At 67.2% G+C, this 13,981-nt stretch carries 13 protein-coding genes; 2 read left to right on the forward strand and 11 right to left on the reverse strand.

The genetic code is table 11. The features are described from left to right. Positions 1-235: 235 nt before the first annotated feature. Genes ACWCO2_RS10975 through ACWCO2_RS11000 form a run of 6 tightly spaced genes read right to left on the reverse strand, consistent with a single transcriptional unit; the run spans position 236 to position 6,995 of the window. Entirely contained in the window at positions 236-673 is a 438-nt protein-coding gene (locus ACWCO2_RS10975; RefSeq protein ID WP_450127548.1) for a hypothetical protein, read from the reverse strand. Continuing rightward, positions 670-1,932 carry an RAMP superfamily CRISPR-associated protein gene (locus ACWCO2_RS10980; protein ID WP_450127549.1) on the reverse strand — a complete coding sequence of 421 codons (1,263 nt, stop codon included), beginning with the start codon at positions 1,930-1,932 and terminating at the stop codon, positions 670-672. The genes ACWCO2_RS10975 and ACWCO2_RS10980 overlap by 4 nt, the downstream gene beginning before the upstream one ends. Next, positions 1,929-3,137: a type III-B CRISPR module-associated Cmr3 family protein gene (locus ACWCO2_RS10985; protein WP_450127550.1), complete on the reverse strand. Its 1,209-nt coding sequence runs from the start codon at positions 3,135-3,137 to the stop codon at positions 1,929-1,931. Before ACWCO2_RS10985 ends, ACWCO2_RS10980 begins: the two co-directional genes overlap by 4 nt. Then, the gene (locus tag ACWCO2_RS10990; protein ID WP_450127551.1) at positions 3,134-3,709 is read right to left on the reverse strand and encodes an RAMP superfamily CRISPR-associated protein; all 576 of its coding nucleotides are present in this window, start codon (positions 3,707-3,709) and stop codon (positions 3,134-3,136) included. Before ACWCO2_RS10990 ends, ACWCO2_RS10985 begins: the two co-directional genes overlap by 4 nt. Continuing rightward, complete coding sequence (locus ACWCO2_RS10995) at positions 3,700-5,043, reverse strand: Cas10/Cmr2 second palm domain-containing protein (protein WP_450127552.1); 1,344 nt, start codon at positions 5,041-5,043, stop codon at positions 3,700-3,702. The genes ACWCO2_RS10990 and ACWCO2_RS10995 overlap by 10 nt, the downstream gene beginning before the upstream one ends. Then, entirely contained in the window at positions 5,040-6,995 is a 1,956-nt protein-coding gene (locus ACWCO2_RS11000) for a TIGR03986 family type III CRISPR-associated RAMP protein (protein ID WP_450127553.1), read from the reverse strand. The genes ACWCO2_RS10995 and ACWCO2_RS11000 overlap by 4 nt, the downstream gene beginning before the upstream one ends. A 111-nt stretch (positions 6,996-7,106) precedes the next feature. On the opposite strand from ACWCO2_RS11000, the gene ACWCO2_RS11005 reads away from it, so the two are divergent. Both ACWCO2_RS11005 and csb2 read left to right on the forward strand, forming a co-directional pair. Further along, entirely contained in the window at positions 7,107-8,141 is a 1,035-nt protein-coding gene (locus ACWCO2_RS11005; RefSeq protein WP_450127554.1) for a hypothetical protein, read from the forward strand. Then, positions 8,141-8,812: a type I-G CRISPR-associated protein Csb2 gene (gene csb2 / locus ACWCO2_RS11010; RefSeq protein WP_450127654.1), complete on the forward strand. Its 672-nt coding sequence runs from the start codon at positions 8,141-8,143 to the stop codon at positions 8,810-8,812. Before ACWCO2_RS11005 ends, csb2 begins: the two co-directional genes overlap by 1 nt. A gap of 120 nt (positions 8,813-8,932) precedes the next feature. On the opposite strand, the gene ACWCO2_RS11015 is transcribed toward csb2, so the two are convergent. From ACWCO2_RS11015 to ACWCO2_RS11035, 5 genes are all read right to left on the reverse strand, one after another. Next, a complete protein-coding gene (locus ACWCO2_RS11015; RefSeq protein WP_450127555.1) occupies positions 8,933-9,283 on the reverse strand; it encodes a hypothetical protein in 351 nt (116 codons plus the stop codon). 35 nt (positions 9,284-9,318) lie between these two features. Beyond that, positions 9,319-10,245: a LysR substrate-binding domain-containing protein gene (locus tag ACWCO2_RS11020; protein WP_450127556.1), complete on the reverse strand. Its 927-nt coding sequence runs from the start codon at positions 10,243-10,245 to the stop codon at positions 9,319-9,321. A 414-nt stretch (positions 10,246-10,659) separates the two neighbouring features. After that, positions 10,660-11,628, reverse strand: a complete 969-nt coding sequence (locus tag ACWCO2_RS11025; RefSeq protein WP_450127557.1) for a phosphatidylinositol-specific phospholipase C/glycerophosphodiester phosphodiesterase family protein — start codon at positions 11,626-11,628, stop codon at positions 10,660-10,662. A gap of 377 nt (positions 11,629-12,005) precedes the next feature. Beyond that, positions 12,006-12,797, reverse strand: a complete 792-nt coding sequence (locus ACWCO2_RS11030; protein ID WP_450127558.1) for an HpcH/HpaI aldolase/citrate lyase family protein — start codon at positions 12,795-12,797, stop codon at positions 12,006-12,008. Next, positions 12,797-13,972 carry a CaiB/BaiF CoA transferase family protein gene (locus ACWCO2_RS11035; RefSeq protein ID WP_450127559.1) on the reverse strand — a complete coding sequence of 392 codons (1,176 nt, stop codon included), beginning with the start codon at positions 13,970-13,972 and terminating at the stop codon, positions 12,797-12,799. Before ACWCO2_RS11035 ends, ACWCO2_RS11030 begins: the two co-directional genes overlap by 1 nt. Positions 13,973-13,981: the final 9 nt, after the last annotated feature.

The raw sequence follows: 13,981 nt of genomic DNA on the forward strand, positions 1-13,981 counted from the left end.
TGAAAACTTCCGACGCCGTTGCGACACTCACTTACTCCGTTCCAGACAACCCCATTCTAGTGGGGCCACTGTCCGGAAACTCCGGGGCGGGCCAGTTCTCGTTGATCTTACATTTCGTTGATCTGGTTTTTGACCTGGGGTTTTGGGTTGCGAGCGGTTCGTGCCTGGAGGCGTTCGCATTGGACCGCTCGCATTTGGATGACCAGCACCAGCGGTGCTGGTGGTGTGCAAGTGGTCAGGTAAGTGTTGAGTTGTGGCCGATGAAGGCGGCCGTGGTGGGGCGTAGCGGGGTCAGTTGGATGAAGTCCTGTCGGTTCAGGATTTCCTTGTCTCCCTTGAACTGGTGGACTTGGCCTTCGTCCGGGTTCCAGTGCCGCAGCTTGGTGCTTGGCGGTTTCGGCACCCCTTCGTGCTTGGTCCACAGGTCTTCGACCGGTGCTTCGCCGCTGGTCAGCAGGGCTGCCCACCAGTTGGTGCCGTCGATGCGAACGCGTAGCCAGCGTTGCGCGGTCCATGCCCACAGGTGGGTTGCGACCGGTGGCCGGCCGGGCATGGGTTCGAGGTGGAAGCCGTTCATATCGGCCCAGCCCGCATCCCAGGCCGCCGCAACCGAATGGAGCCTTGGCCAGTTGTCGGCCGTTCGGCGGCCGGTGCCGTACAGGTGCCAGGTCATGCCGCATCCTTCCGGAGCGTCGAGGCGAGCGAGGCCAGGTTGGGCTCCTGCCAACCAGAATCGGCGACGCGGACCGTTCCGTAGCCGCGCGTGGTGCTCTGGCCGATGCCGATCAGCCCTTCGTCCAGGTCGGCGATGACAGCCTTGAGCAGCTGCACATCGCCGTCTTCCAGCTTCCCGATCTGCTCGACGTGCAGCCGGAACTGCCCGGCTACCACGACTTTGTCCTTGTACAGCGCGCCGTCCTTGTAGCCGCCGGAGAACCGGTCGATCGCCACGTGCGGACGCTCCTGCTCCACCGGGTTCTCGATGACGGCCGTGTGCACAACGATCGCCCCGCGCCGCGCGGACTCGTGGCCACCAGACCCGAAGATCCGGCACGGCCGGCACTCGTCGGGGCTCTGGCCGTCGCAGGCCGGAACACCGACCGCACGGCAGATGTACTCCGCGCGAGACCGCAAAACACCCTTGAGCGTCGAGCCTGGAATCGCTGGAACACCATCCAGGCGGAAGATCTCGCGCGGCGCCTCCTCGGGTTTGTCCTCGTCGCCGACGCCGCAGTGCAGTCCGTCCACAATGGTCATCTGCACGTTCAGCAGCGGCTCGGCATCAGGCGCCGGCACCGGCTGGTTGGTCGGGTCGGGGTAGGAGTCCAGGCCCGTGCGGCGGACCCAGGTGAGCAGGCCTTCGGGCGTGGTCAGGTCGTAGTCGGCGGCGCCCCAGCCGATGAGTCGGCACTGCCCGGCCCCGGTGGTGACACCTCGCCCCAGCCTCGGATGCCAGGACTTCAGCTTGGTCAGGAACTCCTCGCGCCGCCGATCCGGGTTGTTCCAGCGGAACATGATGTCGAACTCGGTCCCGCGCGGCAGCTGCTCCACCCTGTGCAAGGCGTTGTTCTTGGCCGCCCCGCGAGACCGGTCGATCGCAGTGCGAACGTGGTGCCCGGTCTCCTGCGTCTTGGGATCGTCGACTGCCGGACGATAGCGGGTGCCGAGGACCTGGATCGCGGACGGCGTCAGGGCAAAGTCGTCGGAATCCTGGGTTTTCCGCTCCTCCGGCTGGCTCCCGAACAGGTCATCCAGCTCCTCGCCGCAGTGCTCGCGCAGGCTGCCCGCGACGGTCGTGCCAGGCAAGTGGATTCCGCCAGCCGGGTCGCGGCGCAGCTGCAGGTCGCTGCCCCGTTCGGTCGGTACCTCGGTGCCGACCACGCCGCCCTCCGTTTCCAGGCGAATCCTGGCCGTCAGCAGCAGCACCTTCACTTTCCGCTCTCCAACCTCGCCACCAGGCGGCCGTAAAGCACCGGATCCGTGACGTCCAGCAGCTTCCGCAGCGCGATGGCGTACTCGTCGTCGCGGGCCAGCTGATCCTGGAACGGCGCGTCGTTCTCGATCCCGCTACGCAGCTCCCTGGTGCGTTCGTGCAGCTGAGGCAAGGTCTTTTCGACGGCGGCGATGTCTACCTGCAACCTCACGAGCACGTCGTCCCACTCGTAGAAGGAAAGCGGCGGAACCGGTCGGCACAGCGCGCCGAAACCCTCCCTCCGCCGCAACCCCACCCCGCGAACCATGAGCGCACGCCGGGCAGCTTCGCTCGGCGGCTCCGCGCAGCGGATGCGGTAGGTCGAACCTGCCTGAACAGCGCGCTCGGTTGGCTTCGGCAGGCCGCTGGCCAGGTGCCAGCCGCCGACTTCGGTCCAGCGCCCCCACGGCCCCTCAACCGGCGCGACCTCCACGCCCAGAACATCCGACAGCTCGCCCGGGTCCGGCTTGTCGGCGGGCAAGCCCAGCTTGTCGACGAAGATCCCCGGCGCGGCCAGCCGCAGGATCACGTCCTTGCCGACCATCTCCACCGGCTCCGGCTCGGCGTCGAAATCGATCGCGACCTCGGCATTGCCCTGAACGGTGCGTTTTCCACCCAGGGAGAGCGTTCGTACCGGTTCACCGTCGATGCGCAGCGAGCGCAACGCCGACCCGGACAGCCAGCCCTCGAACACGTTGCCCGCAGCGATGCTGCTCTGGTTGAACAGATTTCCGCTGCGCGCGCCGCCTTCTACGTCGAGCGCGTTGCGGGTGCGCGGCGTCCGCCGGACCTTGCCGACCGGGCCGCCCTTGCTGAATTCAAGCTTCTGCTCGCACCATTTGCACACGTCCACCTCTTCGCGGATCGCGTCCCACCAGAGGACTCGGCAGTCGTCGCCCGCCCGGTACTTGTGCACCTTGACGCTGAGCGGCACCGGCAGGCTCGCCGCGGAATGCAACGGGCCGAAAACACCGTCGCCCTCAAAGATTTCGAGGAAATCGTCATCGGGATCGCCGTGCGCGAGCAGCCACTGCGCGGCCAACGCGCCCCGCACGGCGGTGCCGGGGATGTGGTCGTAGGACTCCTGGCGGAAGTCGTTGCGCAGGTGGCGGACCACCGCTACGGGCTCGGTAAGGGTGACGGTCAGCTTCACGAAATCGGTCATGGCTGCTTCAACTCAAGGAATCGGCGGACGGTGGCTTCGTCGGGTTCGTGGCTCGTGCAGGCGATGCCGACCCAGCCCAGGCCGCGCCGCCGCAGCGCACCCAGCGACCGAGTCGCTTGCGCGGCGACGAGCAGCACGTCCTGGTGCTTGGCCAGATCATCGATGCGGGCAGTCTGCGTCACCGCGAAGGTCGCGCTCTCCGCGCCGGTCTGCTCGGCGATGGCGAGCATGTCCTCGGCCGCGGTGTGGGTCTCGCGGTCGATGCGCACACGTGCGGTCGGCATCGGCGCATACCAGGAGGCTCGTGCCTGATCGTCTTCCCGGATACTCGGCTGCGGCGAGCTCCAGTGCCACGGGCACGGTCGTCGGCTGGAGCCGAAGACCTCGGCTACCGCCGGGTTGTCCGGGCCGAGCAGGAGTGCGGCTGTGGCGCGCACGACTCCCTTGAGGCTGGAGGCTGGCAGCGCGTCCCGTCGGCTGATGGTGTTGTGCACGCCGGGACCACCCTGCCCGAGGGCGACGCGGAACGGGCCGTGGAAAAGGATCTCGAATTCGAGTCGGGTTACCGCCACCAGCGCACCATCCCCAGCGCGTCCGCCAACAGAATCGGGTCCTCCCGGAAGGGAGCGACCTTGCCCGCCAGATCGAGCCGCCGGAGGTGCTGCTCCACCGGCTTCGACCCGAGCTCGTGGGAGCGCAGCAGTTCGGCGAGCCGCTGCCGCGCGGCGTTGGGGAGCTCGGCGAGCTCTTTCAGCTTGGGGAACTCGTCCTCCAACTTGGAGTGGCGGAACGGAGTTCGGCCGATCGATTCCTGACCGTCGTGCGTCGCGTCCTGCCAGGCGATGGCGGCTTCGGCGCCGAGGTACTGTCTCTTAGCGCTGCGCAGCATCGAGGAGACGAGATCGTGCATCACGTGCAGCGGCTTGGTGTGGTGGTGGAAGACGATCCCGGCCGACAGCGACGGCGCATTGACTCCCGTTCCGTTCGTCTCGTGCTCGATCCGGCGCTTGAACTCCGATTGCAGCTTCCGGACGAAATCCCAGGCCCGGTCCGCCGGGACGCTGACCAGCACGTCATCGCCGCCGACCAGGTGCGGGATCACTGGCAGCACAGCGCCGGGGGCCCAGATCTCCCGGACGGCCGTGACCAGGGCACCCCAGGTGGAGTCGTCGATCGCTTTCGTGACCTTGTCAAGCAGGTTTCGGGCCGACTTGTTCTTCGGCATCCCGTGGAGGTCGGAGATGAACTTCCCGATGGCGTTGCCGTCGGCGTAGATCAACGCCACGTGCGTGCCGCCGCGATCCAGCTGCGCGAGGTCCTTCATCATGTCCGGAACCGGCGCGGCCGTGCCGAGCTTGTCCCGTAGCTTCTGCTCTTGGCGCGGGATCCGCTCGCCGTTCTCGTTATCGATCGCCGCTTTCTTGCGCAGCGCGCATTCGTGGCAGAGGCGGTTGTTCTCCTCGTCGGTATCGTTCGGCGTGGCCGGCCAGACGTGGCACCACCCGCACGGTTTGCCCGGCGGCCAGTCGCTCACCGCAGGTGCCCACGTGTTCTTCCACAGGGCGGGGTTCAGCTTGGCGTCGGCGTAGGTCTCGCCGACGTACTTTCCGGCGCTGAGGGTGGCGGTCGGCAGCTCTTGTCGAAGATGGCTGACCACGGTCTTTTCGACCTGCCTCGCGATTGCGTCGTCGTCAGTATGCAGCCGTAGCGCGACGACGCCGTCGATGTCGCCGACCTCGGAATTGGGCTCGACCTTATCCCGCAGTTCTTCGAGCACACCGGCGATGGCCTCGGGTAAGGTCGCATCGCTGATCATGGTCGAGCCGCCGCGTCGGCCGCGCAGCTTCGGCGTTCGGGTCAGCCAGGACTGGATGCGCACGACGCCGATGTCGAGATAGACGCTCACGAGCGGCCCTTCTGCTCAGAATTCTCGACGATGACTGGCAATTCGTGGCTCTGCTTCGACCCCGGGTCCACGTGCGGCAGCGACGTGAGCTGATGATCGCCGTAGCCCGAGGTCTGCTTCCAGAACTCGAAACCGGTGTCGAACTTCTCCGATTCGCGCTGCTTCCACAGCGCGCCCGGCGGGTACCAGACCTTCTCCGGATCGACGGAGTCCTGACGCAGCACCTCGGAGATCTGCGGCCAGATCGTCCCCCGCAGCCGCTCGGGCTGCGAGTCGCGGAAGCTGGTCAGCAGCGCGTCGACGGCGAAGGTCTGCTCCGCCGAGTCGCATCCGTAGCGGGAGCCGTTCGCCCACATCTTCCCCTCGACCAGCGTGATTCGGCTGCTGCCGAAGCCGAGCGGGCGACCGCCGCCGATGTGCTGCAGCGCCTTGTCCTCCCCCAGCGCCCGGCCCGGGAGCAGGGCCGCGAGCAGGCCGCCGAGCTGTGCGTGGTCGATGTCGGTGAAGGTGATCGTTGCGGTGAACTTCGACCCGCCTGGGAACGCCACCGCCTCCGAGACCATCTCGCTGTCCTTCTGGTGCGGGCGGGCCTTCTGGCGACCGTTGAACTCCGATGTGTGCCAGTAGTACTTGCGCCCGCGCAGCTCCCGTGGCTTCCGGTCCGCCCTGGAGCCCCACTCCCGAAGCGGCTGCTGCTTCCCGCGTGCGGCCTTCCCCTCGAAACCGTCGTTGTGCAGGTAGAACTGCCCGGAGCCCGGACGCGGCACGCCCAACGGCGGCAGGGTGTGCGATTCGGGCTCCACCGGCGCGTCTGCCAGTGCATCGCCGAACCGCACGTGACCTCGATAGGAGCGCTGCATCGCCAGGTCGGCCAGCTCCGGATCGTCCGGCTTGCCGGACAGGTCCGCCGAACCGAACAGGCGGCAGCTCGGGCACAACTCGCTGTCTGAGGTGCACGGACCGAACTCCCTGACGCGTTCGCCAGCGGGTGTCGCGCCGTGGTGCCGCCAGGCCATCGCCAGCCCCAGGTCCGTGATCTCATCCTGGTCGTTCAACTCGACCCAGACCGGCTGGTTCGGCAGCAGCACGGCGCTCGCGATGAACCGGTGACCGGTCATGAAGTCCTCGCCGGCGCCGTCCTTTTTCGGCCGGGGAACGGTTACGTCAATGACGGGCTTGCCGCAGGCTTCCCGCAGGCCCGTGCGGTCGTCATCGGTGTCCTCGACCAGTTTTCTGAAGCGGTCCCACACCGGTTGCGGCACGAGCTTTCCTTGGTCGCCCGCCTTCGCGTTCCTGAGCATGCGGAGGTGTCCGTGGTAGGCGTCGTCGTCTTCGCGCCTGTTGCTGAGGAACAGCACCCATTCGCCGTCGTTCTTCGGCTCGAATTGCCCGTTCTTCCTGGTGAACCGTGAGCCTGAGAGGAGGCGGCGGCGTTGGTATATCTCGTGCAGCTGCTTCGCGCTGAGCCGTTCCTTGGGCTTGGCCTTGCAAAGCCGCACCTGCGGCGGCTCGTCGCCCTGCGGTGGGACGGTCACGACCGCCAACACCCTGTCCTTGCTCCACTCGACGGGATCCCGGTAGCGCGGCACGAACTCGTCGTCGAACACCCGGAGGCAGCTGCCGGTCATCGTCTCGTGCAGCGACCGGATCGCGCCCTTCAGCGACGAGCCGGGAATGAACGGGGTGCCGTCCGGGCGCGTCGGCAGTTGGGGGCTGGTGTCGCTGCCGAAACCGCGGATGAGCAGCGGCGTCACCGTCTCGATCGAGACGGTGAGGGTTCCGGACAGCCGCTTGGCGTTGCCCAGGTGCCCATGCGGTGCCTCGCGTTGCGGCCGTCCCTTTGGGAGCGGGACGAACGTGTACGGGTTGACGAATGCATCGCCCAAAACACTGCCTCCTGGGTGACCCTGCCCTTGAGGTATAGAACACTGAGCGTAATCGTTCGGTGACACGGTAGGTTACATGCCGTCCCTCGATCGACGTGGAGCGACATGCGAGTCTTCTCGAATCTCCGACGTGGAAACGTCTCGAAGCGCGTACGAACAGCCTCGATAGGGGTAGGCGTGTTCAGTGCGGGTGCCACCGCGCTGCTGTCGTTGTTCCTCGAAGACCTGCTGCCGAAGGACGATCCGCAGGCCCGCTTCGATTTTTGGCGGGTGCTCTTCCTGTGCTTCTCGCTGTTCCTGGTCTGGTTCCTGGTGCGGCGGCGCTACAAGGTGCGCCAGGCGTCGGCGACGCTGTTCAGCGTGCAGGTCCTCGACGAGGCGATGCGCGATCGAACGCAGGAACAGGGCCAGAATTCCCGTGCTGTTGCGGCAGAACAACACATGTCGATCCGCGTGCTGCACCGGTGGCTCGACCTCGAAACGAGCACTTCGAACGACGTCATCGACGTGGAAGAAGCCTGCCGCGAGGCCGGCGCGCAGTTGCAGCTGCTGGTCAACACCACCCCGGACGACGGCAAGCACTCCGTCGCGCCGAACATGCCGTGGCCGATCGCGATGGCCATCGGTGGTTATCTCCCGGCGCGCACCCACGACTTCCAGATGGTCGAGTTGGCGACCCAGAAGGGAAAGCCGGAGCGGAAGTTCGATCTGCAGTACCTGTCGGAAGTCGGTTTGGCGAAGTTGGACATCCAGGAGGAATCCATCGAGGACCCGTTGGGGGAACGCATCGGCGTGCACATCGGTTTGGCCGGACATGCGCACGAGTTCCACAAACACCGGATCCGGCATTTCCGGGCCGCGGGGGTTTCGTCCTGCTACACGACTGGACCGGAGGAGGTCCTCAACGGCGAGGACCGGAGCTCCGACTACACGGGTGAGGAACTGAACGAGCTCAGCAAGATGGTTACGGCACAGTTGTTTCGCATCAAGGAGAAGCATCCCGACGACGAGCTCGTCGTGTTCGCCAACATGCCGAAAACCGTTTCGTTAGCCGTTGGTTGGCAGCTCATGCACTATCGCGGCTCCTTCTACCGGAAGACCTACCTGATGCACTACGGCACCGAGAACGAGACATACATCCCGATGCGGGTTCGCTCGTCGCAGCCGACGGCCGGGTTCAGCGTGCGGCAGATTCGAGGTGCCGACGCGTGATGCTCACATATGCCTTTCCGCGGGGCATTCGGATCAGCGGGAAGATGGCCGGTGCCGTTACCGGGTGCCTGCGCAAGACCGTCATGAGCAGGGTGCCCGATCCGATTCCGCCAGAGATCAACGGGCACGGCGCGGACAACCAGCCGCACCTCGCCTACCTGCCGCTGCTCGATTCTGGGCATCCCGATGCGGACGGCGATGTGATCGGTGTCGGGGTGCTGGTTCCCGACGGGCGGACGGATCTCGTTGCGGCCGTTGACATCGCGCTGGCGGAGAGCTTCGAGCTCCGCCTGCCGGGCGCGCACCTGCGCCTTCGTCGACGCGCCACCGCGGGGACGCCGCTGGAGCCGGAGTGGTGGAGCCGGCGGTCGCGTCGGTGGGCCACGGTGACGCCGATGGTGCTCGACCGGTTCTCCGGAAGAGACAACGAGGAAGCCGAAGTCAGCCGCGCTTGCCAGCGTGTAGGGCTACCCGAACCGACGGTCGTGACCACCGGGCGCGACCCGCTGGTGCGCGGTGGCGCGTTCCTCGGGCGCGGCGACCTCGCTCGCCAGGAGAAAGCACCGCGTCCCTTCCTGCATGTTCTCCTGGAGTTCCCGACCCCGGTGTCGGGCCCGGTTCTGCTCGGCGCCCAGCGGTATCTCGGTATGGGGCTCTGCGTGCCGCGCTAGGTGGGCCCGGCATTCCACAGTTTCAATTGAAACTGTGGGTCACCAGACGGCAGCATCACGCATCCCGCCAGGCTGGCGAAAATCGCCGCCGGGCACATCTGCCGGAAGGGACAAGCGTCGCTAGAAGAGCCAGGTGACGACGCCGAGCACGACCGACACGGCGAGTAGCACCAGGCCGGTGACCAGGACCATTCGGCGCGGCGACGCCGGCGATGGGGGCTCCCGACGCATCATCTGCTCGCCCGACCAGCCTCCGGGCGGGAGGTATTTCGACGGCGGCACCCAGTCCGCGCGTTCCGGGACCCCCAGCCGGGCCTGATCGGACTCGGCGAGACCGGTTGGCATCGGTGGAAGCTGGGCGGCCCGTGTCGCTCGGCGTTGCAGCCGCAGGCCGTACACGGTCAGGACCAGCCCGATGAGCCCGATCAGGGCCGACAGCACCGAGCCCAGCTTGTCCGCGATCTCCAGCACCCGAACAGAGTGCCAGAACACCGCCCGGAAAAGCGCTAGGCCAAAAGAATTCCGGGCCAGTCGCCGGCGGCGGCCATCTGCCTGGTCACCACCGAGATGCCCTCCCGCACCGCCGCCACCGCGTCCCGGGGCGGGTAGTACTCGACGGCGTCGCAGACCGCGACGCTCCGCGAGATGACCGGGTTGCGGATCCGCCGCACCCCGAGCTCCCGGTGGTTCGCCTGGTCCGCGACGCTGGACAGCGGCAGGATCGTGCACGCCTGTCCACCGGCCGCGATGCGGATCATGGCGCCCAGTGAGTCCACGTCCGCGACGATCGACGGCACCAGGCCTTGCGCGGCGAAGGCCTGATCGATCAGCGCCCGCAGGTTGCTGCGGCCGCCCGGCACCACCAGCGGCGTGTTCTGCAGGTCCACCAGCCCGATCTCGTCCTCGTCGGCCGCGGGCGGTTTCGGTTGCCCGATGAGGAAAAGGTCTTCCGAGTACAGCAGGGTCTCGGCCGGGCGGCCGGTGTCGCCGTCGCGGTAGAGCACGGCCAGATCGAGGCGGCCGAGGGCGAGCAACTCCTGGATGTAGCCGCTCATCGACTCGAAGAGCTGGAGGTGGATGCCGGGGTGGTTGGCCTTCGTCCAGGAGAACAGCGCCGGTGCCAGGCGCACCGCGACGGTCGTCGGCAGCCCGACGGCGACCGGGCCGTGGATGTGGTCGCCGCTGAGCACGTCACCCGCGATCCGGTCGAACTGCCGCACCAGCTGCTGGGCATCGCGGTAGAGGGCGCGGCCCGCCGCGGTGGGCGTCACGCCGCGCGGCCCGCGTTCGAGCAGCCGGACCCCGAGCTCGGCTTCCAGATTGGCAATCCGCTGGCTCAGGGCCGGTTGCGAGACGTACAGCTGGGCGGCGGCGCGGGTCAGGCTGCCGGAGTCGACGACGGTGATGAAGTCGCGCAGGTGGGCGATGTCCACGTCGACCCCGTTCTAGGTGCAGGTGCTTCGGCTAGGAACCTCGGTCGGGATTCAACCACGCATCGTCCGGGGTCCGGTTGGGCGATTTCGAGCGTTAATGGACACCGTAGGGCGCGACCTGGCGAAATGATCGTCATCGGCTGCTCACCAGCGGTGATGATGGCCTGAGCCTGTACCCACAGCCACACCACGGACCAGCCGGAAATTGGCGTGAGTACGGGCTAGTGAGCCAAGGGCGTCCGGATCCACGCGTCCAGGCGAAAGCTGTACCGTCCTTTTCGGACAGACCTACGCGGGCAAGCCGCCGGTGAGAACCCTTACAACCTCCAGACAACGTTGGTGCCTCAGTGCGGCACGCTCCCCGAGGCACCGTGCCGCACTGAGGCACCTCGGGGAGCATCCAGGGGAAGGGGATCAAGCCGCGTCGCGATCGTCCTGGCGCGGCGGCCACCACTCGACCGCTGGTGTCGAGGGCGTGCGGTTTTCGGTCAGCAGGAACTGCTGGAGATCGGCGAGGTGGTCGGTGTTGAAGAAGTCGACGCCTGCGTCGAGTTCCTCGCGCCAGACGTTGTCCCGCGCAGGTCCGGGCATGTCCGGGGTGGCCCAGAACCGCACCCGCTGGCCGTGCGCGTGCGCGGTGGCCACGATTCGGCGGAGATTGTCACGTTCGGCCGCAGGCATCGGGCCCACACCCTGCCAGGTGAACGTCTTGGTCCAGTTGTCACTGATCAGCGGGATCAGATCGGCACGCGCGCTGCTGCCGAGGTCGGCTAGCCGGCCGTCGTAAGCGGCGTGGCGCATGGGCTGCGAAGCCATCAGCGACAGGTTCCGGTTTCCGGAAATGGTGGCCGTGATGGCACCGCCGTGGACCTCATGCGGCGTGAACTGGGTGAGCATGTCCTGGTAGCGGCGCAACACGGCGTCGATCGCCTGGTAAGTCGGGGTGGCGTCCGACTTGACATCGATGAGCAGGTGGAAGGTGTGCGGCCATCCCGCGTAGACGCTGCCGTTGTTGGCCCGGACCCGGTCGAGCAACGGCTGGAGGTACAGGCTCTCCAGGGTGCGATCGGGCTTCACCTGGTCACGGTCATGGGCGATGAGCAGCTTGCCGTCCACCAGCCAGACGTCGGCCTCGACGCTCGTGAAGCCGTGGTCCAAGGCGTCGAAAAGCGGCCTGGGGTGTTCGTAGTCGTTGTGGGCGTGCGCCTGCGCCAGCGGTGTCGGTCCGGCTTCCGCACCGCTGGCCGAGGCGGTCTGCGGTGCGACCATGCCGCGCGCGAATGCGGGGGCGCCGGACAGGAACATGCCGGTGGCGGCGATTCCGGTGGCAGCGGCACCGCGAAGGAGGGCGCGCCGGTTGAGCTGGGAGGGTTCGGGACTCATACCGCCGGTTCTATCCAGGCCAGGAAGCTGCTGGCCCACCGCTGGTCGACGCCCAGGTGAAAAGTTCGCGCCGATCGGCCGCGAGTTATCGCCGGTACTTTTGCGCTCACGCCTGGTGTCAGGCGAGTCGGCGCGATAGCTTCACTGGCTGGCTGATCTGTGCGGTCATCCTTAGGGAAATCGCGCCGTGCCATCCGTCATACGGACATGCACGATCCGCAAGTGGGCAACAACCTGTTGATCTTGTGGGTATCAGCGACACCCACACCCCGCACAAATGGCCACAGTGGACCACCACCTCGCAAGGGCTGAACTGCACAAATGCTCTAGCTCAACCTAGCCCGGCCGTATGCCATCAACGCGCGAAATCGCCCACACTAGTCCGCCGCCCGTAGCAACCGCCTTGCGCGTTCGACCACGGGCCGGTCAATCATCGCACCGTCCAGCGACACCGCAGCTCCGCGCGCCTGCTCGTCCGCTTCGACCACGCGTCGCGACCACGCGACCTCCTCGGGGCTCGGTCGCATGGCGTCGCGGACGACCGGCAGCTGCGCGGGGTGGATGCACAGCTTCCCTCCGAAACCCCACTCCTTGGCGCGGCGCGAATCCCGCTCGATGGCTTCTGTGTCGTTGATCGACGGCGTGACACCGTCGAGCGGTGCGGGCAGCCCGCACGCCGCGGACCACCGGACCAGGTCGCTGCGCGAGGAATCCAACGCCGCGTCGGCTGTTACGCCGAGATCCAGTGCTAGGTCGATGCTGCCGAAAACCAGCCGGGCAAGCCCCGAGGCGGCACAGATCTCGCCGAGGTTGACGAATCCCCGCGCCGTTTCGACGAGACCGAGCACCGGGCGACAGGTACCGTCGGCCGTTACCTGGATTTCCTGCGCGCTTTCGGTTTTCGGCAGCATGACCGCGGCTGGGCTGAGTTCCCGGCAAAGCGCCACGTCGGCGTCGAATTCCGGGCTGCTGCGCGCATTGATGCGCACCGCCACGCTAGAACCGATCGGCCACGCGCCGCGCAGGTTCTCCCGCGCCGCTGCCTTGGCCTCCGCCGGGACGGCATCCTCCAGATCGACGATGACGGCATCCGCGCCCGCCCCGGCAGCCTTGGCGAACCGTTCCGGCCGGGAACCGGGAACGAACAGCCAGGTCACCGCGTCCCGCATCAGACCACTCCATCCGCGATCAGATCGTCCACATAGGACTCTGTATGACCGAGCTCGGCCAGGATCTTCCTGGTGTGCTCGCCGACGTCCGGGATCGGATCCATCCGCGGCTCGGGGTTGACCGGCCCGGGAGGAGCCAGCGCGGGCACCGGGCCACGCGGCGTCTGTACCTCGTGCCACCGGCCGCGCGCCGCCAGCTGCGGGTGTTCCCACACGTCGGCGAGGGTGTTGACGCGGGCGCAGGCGACCGGCACGGCGGTCAGCAGCGCGGTCGCTTCGTCGCCGGTCAGAGCTGCGAAGCGGGCGGCGATGATCCGGCCCAGGTCCTCGCGGTTGGCGTTGCGGTTCGCGTTGCCCGCATAGTCAGGGTGCTCGGCGAGCTCCGGCTGCCCCAGGAACCGGTCGCAGAACGCCCGCCATTCCCGCTCGTTCTGGATGCTCATCATGATGACCTTGCCGTCGCCCGCGGTGAACGGGCCGTACGGGTAGATCGTCGCGTGGGCCGCGCCCGCGCGCGGCGGCGGCTCGGCACCATCGTAGGTGTAGTAGAGCGGGAAACCCATCCACTCCACAGTGGACTCCAGCATCGAGACGTCGATGTGCGCGCCCTTGCCGGTGTTCGCGCGTTCCAGCAGCGCCGCGAGGATCGAGCTGTAGGCGTACATCCCGGCGGAGATGTCGGAGACGGAGATGCCGACCTTGGCCATGTCGTCGCCGGAGCCGGTGACCGACAGCAGGCCGGCCTCGCTCTGCACCATCAGGTCGTAGGCCTTCATCGACTCGTACGGGCCGCCCTGGCCGTAGCCGGAGATGTCGCATACAACCAGCCCGGGGTTGTCGGCCTGCAGCTCCTCGGCGCCCAGCCCCATGCGCGCTGCGGCACCGGGTGCGAGGTTCTGGATGAACACGTCCGCAGTGCTGAGCAGCTCGCGAAGCACCGCCATGCCGCGCGGGTCCTTGATGTCCAGCGTCAGCGACTCCTTGCTGCGGTTGACCCACACGAAGTGCGAGCTCAAGCCGTTGACGCGGGAGTCGTACTGACGCGCGAAGTCGCCGGAACCCGGTCTTTCCACCTTGATCACCCGCGCGCCCAGGTCCGCGAGCTGCCTGCTGGCATAAGGCGCGGCGATGGCCTGTTCGAGGGCCACCACGGTCACGCCGCGAAGCGGTTGCACTTGCTTTCC

This window comes from Saccharopolyspora sp. NPDC002376, assembly GCF_053593195.1.